The organism is Acidisoma sp. (assembly GCF_035492295.1).
GTDB lineage: Bacteria > Pseudomonadota > Alphaproteobacteria > Acetobacterales > Acetobacteraceae > Acidisoma.
This window is the reverse complement of record NZ_DATJJK010000005.1, coordinates 1-6,606: the sequence shown is the minus strand read 5'-3', so window position 1 is coordinate 6,606 and position 6,606 is coordinate 1. Positions and strand designations below refer to the sequence as shown.

The 6,606-nt window shown below is 60.7% G+C and carries 6 protein-coding genes and 3 pseudogenes; all 9 read right to left on the bottom strand.

Translation table 11 applies throughout. The annotated features are described in order from the left end of the window. Positions 1–425, bottom strand: a pseudogene (locus VL752_RS00460) (hypothetical protein); the annotation flags it as partial. A gap of 70 nt (positions 426–495) precedes the next feature. Then, positions 496–898, bottom strand: a pseudogene (locus tag VL752_RS00455) (type IV secretory system conjugative DNA transfer family protein); the annotation flags it as partial. 9 nt (positions 899–907) lie between these two features. Then, the gene (locus VL752_RS00450; protein ID WP_325351759.1) at positions 908–1,345 is read right to left on the bottom strand and encodes a VOC family protein; all 438 of its coding nucleotides are present in this window, start codon (positions 1,343–1,345) and stop codon (positions 908–910) included. Between the two features lie 254 nt (positions 1,346–1,599). Next, the gene (locus tag VL752_RS00445) at positions 1,600–2,298 is read right to left on the bottom strand and encodes an alpha/beta hydrolase (protein WP_325351758.1); all 699 of its coding nucleotides are present in this window, start codon (positions 2,296–2,298) and stop codon (positions 1,600–1,602) included. Between the two features lie 91 nt (positions 2,299–2,389). Beyond that, positions 2,390–2,677, bottom strand: coding sequence for an SDR family oxidoreductase (locus VL752_RS00440; protein ID WP_325351757.1), 288 nt, complete (start codon positions 2,675–2,677; stop codon positions 2,390–2,392). Between the two features lie 74 nt (positions 2,678–2,751). Beyond that, a complete protein-coding gene (gene sdhA, locus VL752_RS00435) occupies positions 2,752–4,548 on the bottom strand; it encodes a succinate dehydrogenase flavoprotein subunit (protein WP_325351756.1) in 1,797 nt (598 codons plus the stop codon). Continuing rightward, entirely contained in the window at positions 4,545–5,792 is a 1,248-nt protein-coding gene (locus VL752_RS00430; protein WP_325351755.1) for a YbfB/YjiJ family MFS transporter, read from the bottom strand. The genes sdhA and VL752_RS00430 overlap by 4 nt, the downstream gene beginning before the upstream one ends. 159 nt (positions 5,793–5,951) lie before the next feature. Beyond that, the gene (locus VL752_RS00425) at positions 5,952–6,464 is read right to left on the bottom strand and encodes an enolase C-terminal domain-like protein (protein WP_325351754.1); all 513 of its coding nucleotides are present in this window, start codon (positions 6,462–6,464) and stop codon (positions 5,952–5,954) included. Further along, positions 6,425–6,606 (bottom strand): annotated as a pseudogene (locus VL752_RS00420) (hypothetical protein); the annotation flags it as partial. The gene VL752_RS00425 and the pseudogene VL752_RS00420, both read right to left, overlap by 40 nt.

The following is a 6,606-nucleotide window of genomic DNA, read 5'->3' as shown; positions in this document are numbered from 1 at the left end:
CCCAAGAGCGGCAGCAGTTTCGTTGCCCAGTCCCGAACTGCCTCATGACTAACGATGAACCCGCGGAGCAAGAGCATTTCACTCAAATCCCGGAGGGTCAGCCGATAGCGCAGACGGCGGAAACCCACGAAGTTGATGATGTCGCTCGGAAAGGACATCCGGTTCAGCACTCCGCCACTGCGCTTGTTGAACTGCCGACCGCAATCCCGGCAGCGAAACCGTTGGTTGTCGATCCCTTCAGCAACGGGATCGCTGACGTGATCATCAAGAAGCACCTCCTCCATCTCGTCGACCTGATGGAGCCCGAACTCGTTCTCGATCGGAACCTGCTTCTCAACGGTGCTTTGGCTAAGCTCCGGCTGCCTCCTGCGGTTGATGTTCTTCGGGACTTCGTCGTCGGAGGCGGCAGCGGGGGCGAACTCCAATCGTCCCGCCGTCCCTCCTTCGGTCGCGTCGGCACGGGCGGCGCCACGATGCGTTTCTGAGACCGTTCGCCCTCGTAGTAGCGAGCCTTCTTAGCCCGGATCGGGTAGACGCCCGACACCATGACGATCTCGTCTGGGGGCGGGATCTGCATCACCTCGCCCGGTGTTAGCAGCGGGCGCGCGGTCTCCGAGCGCGAGACCATGAAATGCCCGAGCCAGGGCGACAGTCGGCTGCCGGCATAGTTCTTCATCGCCTTCATCTCGGTTGCTGTACCGAGCGCGTCGCTGACCCGTTTCGCCGTCCGCTCGTCGTTGGTCGACAAGCTCACCCGAACATGGCAGTTGTCGACGATCGAGTTGTTCGGGCCGTAGGCCCTCTCGATCTGGTTCAGCGACTGGGCGATCAGGAAACTCTTGATGCCGTAGTGGGCTATAAAGGCCAACGCGGACTCGAAGAAACCGAGGCGGCGTAGTCGATGCAGTCACTGTCGTTTGTGCGTCGCCTCGAGACGGGGATTGTAGGCGAATTCGAGCCGGATGCCGTTCGGTTCACGAATCATGAAATGGACCTTCGGTCCCTTTCCCGACAGCTCAGGACCGAATTCCACAGTGACATTGGGCCATGCCGCCACCCGTTGATGCAGCGCATCCAGTCCGGCGCGATCGGCAACAGCGAGTGCCAGATGATGCAAACCGATATTGGCGCGCCGGTCGAACGAAGTTGCTCTTTCTGGAGACTCAACCTGCCATAAGGTTACCATCTGACGGCCATCGGAGACAAACGCCGCAGGGTAGTCGGGCCGTTCACCGACGACGCTCCATCCAAGGCAGTCGCAGAAGAAGCTTCGCGTGCTCTCCAGATCTCGGACACTCAATCCGACATGATCGATGCCGGCTGTAGCGGGGGTGGATGCGGCCATCTTGGCCTCCTTTCGAGGGTTGCGGATCGCGCTCAAACGTCAGGATCTGTCATGGCTTCACACTTTCAGCCGTGGACAGACGCCCCCTTTGCCTCAACATGCGTACCATCGCCTCTACCGAAGGTCACCGCACCAAGCCGACCGCCCGCGACATGACTCAGCGTTGACGCGGGAGCGGTCATGGGTCACGAACAACGGCAAAGGTGATTTCGTCGTAATTCCCGTGCGCTCTGCTTCCGAGCGCGCACCAGTTGCTAGCGAACAACCTCGCGGCTCGCTTCTTCGATCAGCTCCACAATTTCAACGGGATGCGTCGCCACGGACGCGTGACTCGCGGGCAGGGTAATCGTCTTCCTCGCGTTCATCCTCTCGGCCATCCATATCTCGGTTTTCGGACGGATCAGCCGATCGTTGGCTGAGATCTGATACCAGCTTGGCTTCACCTTCCACGCCGGCGGCCCCATGGTCTCTTCAAAGCAGCGAGGCGATGTGGGTTTTTGCGTAAGCGCCCAGACCAAAGAGTCAGGCCCATCAGGGAGATCATGGCAGAAGGTTTCATGGAACTTATCGGGCTTAATCCATAGCCAACCATCCTTGTCCTCATAGACGTTCTCGAACCCTTCGGGGGATTCGTGCCGGGCAAGCAGAGTCCTGAGACTTTCTCCTTCATCAAGAGCCGGTCCCGCCAAGTAGACCAGACCGACAACATTCGGTGTGAGTCCAGCGCCGGTGATGACCGCGCATCCATAAGCGTGGCCGACTAGGAGTGTAGGAGCGCCCTGAGCCGCCGCCAGCTTTCTGGTCCGATCGATATCGTCGGACAAAGAGATGAGCGGGTTTTGAGCCGCGAACACCCGGTAGCCCTTGCCATACAGAAGCGGAATTACATGGCGCCAATGCGAAGCGTCTCCCCAGGCTCCGTGAACCAGAAGGATATTCGGCTTATCCTGCATAATATTTCTCCTCTTTTTCATCGTCCGCACACCGCGTCTCGGTATCCAAAACTCTTGCCGGCAATCTCACGCCATTTCGATAGAGAGGGTTTCAACGGCCGGCGCTTTGACCGCCATCGACGTGAAGGATCTCACCTGTCACGAAACTCGCGCCCTCGAGAAAAAGGATAGCTTCGACGATGTCGGCGATTTCTCCCATTCGGCCCATCGGGTGCAGTCGGCCCTTGGCCTCGTATGTCTCAGAAGGATGCATCGGCGTCTTGATGATCCCAGGCGACACCGCATTCACTCGGATGCCATGTTTTGCATATTCGATCGCTAGGCTCTTCGTCGCCGACTGCAGGCCGCCCTTGGTTAGGGAAGCAACGACAGACGGCACCTGCGAAGTTTCCGCCCATGGTCTAACTCCGAACAGCTCTTCTGAAGATGACGTTCTTTCCGGCCTCGGCCGAATCAGTAGACACGCGCCTTTGGCGGTATCGAACTGACTTCATTGGTCAACGTATTGAGATGAACAGGTCGGTAGTCGATGGTGACGCGCCCATCGTCCCCCATCCACGCCAGCGTATGCTTGAGCCAATTCACATCGTCTCGTGCTGGGTAATCTTCACGGGCGTGAGCGCCACGGCTCTCGGTCCGAGCCAACGCAGAGTGCATGCTGACGCTGGCCTGCCGTACCATGTTGTCGAGTTCAATTGCCTCACCAAGATCGGTGTTCCACACCAGCGAGCGATCGGTGATGCCAAGGCCATCGGAGAGGCTACGATAGTGGGCATCGATCAGCTGAGTGCCCTCAGTGAGGAGCGGTCCGTCGCGAAAGACCGCGCAATGCCGCTGCATGATGCGCTGCATCTCCAGTCGTAGCTCACCGCATCTCTGTGGGCCTTGTGAATAGCGAATGCGATCGAAGCGGGCGATCGCGCGCTCTTCGCTCCGCCGGTCGAGAGGAGCGTGGCCTTCTCCGGCCGTGACGGTAGCGGCCGCCCGGTGAGCCGCTGCACGGCCAAATACGATGAGATCGATCAGCGAATTCGACCCGAGACGGTTAGCTCCATGCACGGAGACGCAAGCTGCCTCGCCGATGGCCATGAGACCTGGGACAATCGCATCAGGGTTGCCATCGCCGAGTGTCACGACTTCGCCGTGCAGGTTGGTAGGGATGCCGCCCATGTTATAATGGACCGTCGGCAAGACCGGGATCGGTTCGCGGGTCAGATCGACGCCCGCAAAGATGCGCGCGGTTTCCATAATACCGGGCAGTCGGGTCTCCAGAAGCTCACGCGGCAGATGCGCGAGCTGCAACTCGATGTAATCTCTGTTGGGTCCGCAGCCCCGTCCTTCAAAGATTTCCATTGTGATCGCCCGGCAGACAACGTCGCGACCAGCAAGATCCTTTGCCGTAGGCGCGTAGCGCTCCATAAAGCGCTCGCCATTTGCATTGGTGAAATAGCCGCCCTCGCCACGCGCGCCTTCGGTGATAAGACATCCGGCGCCGTAAATCCCTGTCGGGTGAAACTGCGTGAACTCCATGTCCTGCAGCGGAATTCCCGCTCGCAACGCCATGGCATTTCCGTCGCCAGTGCAAATGTGTGCGGCGGTGCAGGAGAAGTAAACGCGGCCGTAGCCGCCCGTCGCCATGACGGTCTGATGGGCCCGGAAGCGATGAAGCGTGCCGTCGTCCATGCACCAGGCGAGGAGACCCCGACATGTGCCATCGGCGTCCATCAGAAGGTCGAGGGCAATGTATTCGACGAAGAATTCTGCGTTGTTCTTCAGGCACTGCTGGTAGAGCGTGTGCAGGATCGCGTGTCCCGTGCGATCGGCCGCCGCGCAGGTCCGCCGCGCCATCGCCTCACCATAGCGCAGGGTCTGCCCCCCGAACGGGCGCTGGTAGATCTGTCCCGCCTCTGTGCGGGAGAAGGGAACGCCGAAATGCTCGAGTTCACGAACTGCGTGCGGGGCTTCGCGGCACATATACTCGATCGCGTCCTGGTCGCCGAGCCAGTCGGAGCCCTTGATGGTGTCGTAGAAATGATACCGCCAGTCGTCACCATCCCCCATGTTGTTCAGCGCGGCGGCGATGCCACCCTGAGCCGCCACGGTATGGCTTCGCGTCGGGAAGACCTTGGTGATGCAGGCCGTTCTTAATCCGGCGGACACCATTCCCATCGTAGCGCGCAATCCGGCGCCACCACCGCCAAGGACAATAACGTCATAAACGTGCTCAATGACTTCGTAAGCCTGCGTCATGCAGTCCTCCTGCGTGAGACGGAGACCGCGACGATCAGATCGATACCCAGACTGGCCACGAAGGCTAGGGCGCCGATACCGAAGATGAGGTGGTAGTCACCGTCACTCTGGGTAAAGACGAAAGTAAGGCCATACGCACCGACAGCCTGAAACAAGGCAAATGCAGCCGTCGCGGCGCTCCATGCAGCCCTTTGGTCCTTGGGCCCCTGGTGGAGCAACTCATGCACGCGGCCGAGTGCAAGCGGCACGATCCCCGGCGTGAAGGCGCCGATCGCGAAGCTGGAGATTAGGAGGCCGGGCGTTCCGGTGTCCAAGACAGGCAGGAGCATGCAGACCGCCTCGAGGAAGAAGGCAAGCCGGAGTGCGGGTGCAAAGCCGGTGCGGTCTGCCAAATGCCCACTGATCACCGGCCCGATAATCGCGCCCAGACCGAACACCACCCAGTATTGAGATCCTGCATCAAGACCCTGGCCGAGCCCGCGGGCCACGTAGTCCACCAAGAACAGCATGTAAGGTACCAGGCCAACAGCGTTCAGGCCGTATTGGACATAAAGGGCCCGCAGCCGCGCCGTTGTCTGAGAGGTACGGTGATGGTTGGCGTGTGTCCCAGCCGGTCGCGGATGCGCCGATGGCCAGCCGCGCCAGGCGACGATCGTCAGCAACAGCGACAGTGCGCCTAGACCACACCAGGTCTCCATGAGGCCCTGACGCAACAGTAGAGGGACAATGGTTCCCGAGGCGGCAATACCCAAGCCAACGCCCGCGAAAATGATGCCGCTTGCAATTCCTCGCCTCTGAGGTGGCATATGCGGCAACACCGTTGGCGCGGCAAGAACCATTAAGGCTCCTCCGGAGATCCCCGAGAGCAACCGCCAAATGAAGAACCAGGTCAGAGAGACAGGGACCGAACATGCGAAGAAGGCGATTGTCGCAAGCGCCATCAGGCTGCGGAGCAGCGCGGGGAGCGGGATCTTTGCCGCTATCGGCCGGCCAAGCACCGCGCCGGCAAGATATCCGGCAAGATTGGCCGCACCGAGATAGGCTGCCGCCGACGGTGCGAACCAGTGAGCGCCGATGATCGCGGGCAGCAGAGGCGTATAGGCAAAGCGTGCGAGACCAATCCCTACCAGACTGGCGCAGCAACCCGACATCGTTGCTTGCCAGCCGCTTCCGCTGGCCTCTGAATGACTGTTGCCTTCTCCGGCCAATCTTGATCGCTGCATCTCGAATTCGCGTCGCTTCATGCAGCGAAAAGTAGGCCCACGAGGCTATCTTCTGTAACGAATTGTTGAGAGAAGGGTTATCACCCGGGCCGATTACCTAGGCGCCGGATATCGGTGCGTCGACGGCCTCGTAAGCTGCTTACGGGAGAGATCGGGAATTCGCTGCGTGCGGGAACGCCCTCAGGCTCGATATTCGGCTTTCGCCAGAAGCCAGCCAGACGCTGCCTGCAGATCAGGGTCCACGCCAAGGCCAGGCCGCATCGGCAGCGGCAACAAGCCGTCCTCGACACGCGGGAAAGGCTGCGCCAGAATCTCCCGCAGCGGATTTTCCATAACATCGTGTTCGAGCAAGCCGGAGCCACCGGCGGCGGCTAGTATCTGTGTCGCCGTGAGCGAGTGTGGGCAATAGGACCGCCCAGACGCCACAGCACGGCGTCCAACGGCATAGCCACCGGTGACAACACCCCACTTCAGCATATCGGGCTGTACGACGCTGTGATGGCCGTTGTTGATCAAGGCGCCGAAATTCTCGAAACCCGGGACGTTCTCCCCACCCGCCAATGGCACCAGCGACAGCATGGCGAGTTCCGCCCATTCCGCGGCCGGACGGTCCGCAGGAATAGGCTCCTCGATGAATCCAAGACCGAACGCTCCTAGTGCGGAACGGCACGGCGGGCTTCCGCAAGATCCCATTCCTGGTTGGCGTCGACCATCAGCCGCTCGCCCGCTCGCCGTGCCGTCAGATCCCAAAGAGCCAGGTCCAACCCGGCGATGCAGGCTGCGAAGGGCCCTGGTTCGCCGCCCCGGATGGCCCATCGGGACGTCTTCGCGGTCG

Bases quoted from the DNA above. Each gene is read 5' to 3' on its own strand.
- VL752_RS00450 (WP_325351759.1), bottom strand. From the start codon at position 1,345: ATGGCCGCATCCACCCCCGCTACAGCCGGCATCGATCATGTCGGATTG.
- VL752_RS00445 (WP_325351758.1), bottom strand. From the start codon at position 2,298: ATGCAGGATAAGCCGAATATCCTTCTGGTTCACGGAGCCTGGGGAGAC.
- sdhA (WP_325351756.1), bottom strand. From the start codon at position 4,548: ATGACGCAGGCTTACGAAGTCATTGAGCACGTTTATGACGTTATTGTC.
- VL752_RS00430 (WP_325351755.1), bottom strand. From the start codon at position 5,792: ATGAAGCGACGCGAATTCGAGATGCAGCGATCAAGATTGGCCGGAGAA.
- VL752_RS00425 (WP_325351754.1), bottom strand. From the start codon at position 6,464: ATGGGATCTTGCGGAAGCCCGCCGTGCCGTTCCGCACTAGGAGCGTTC.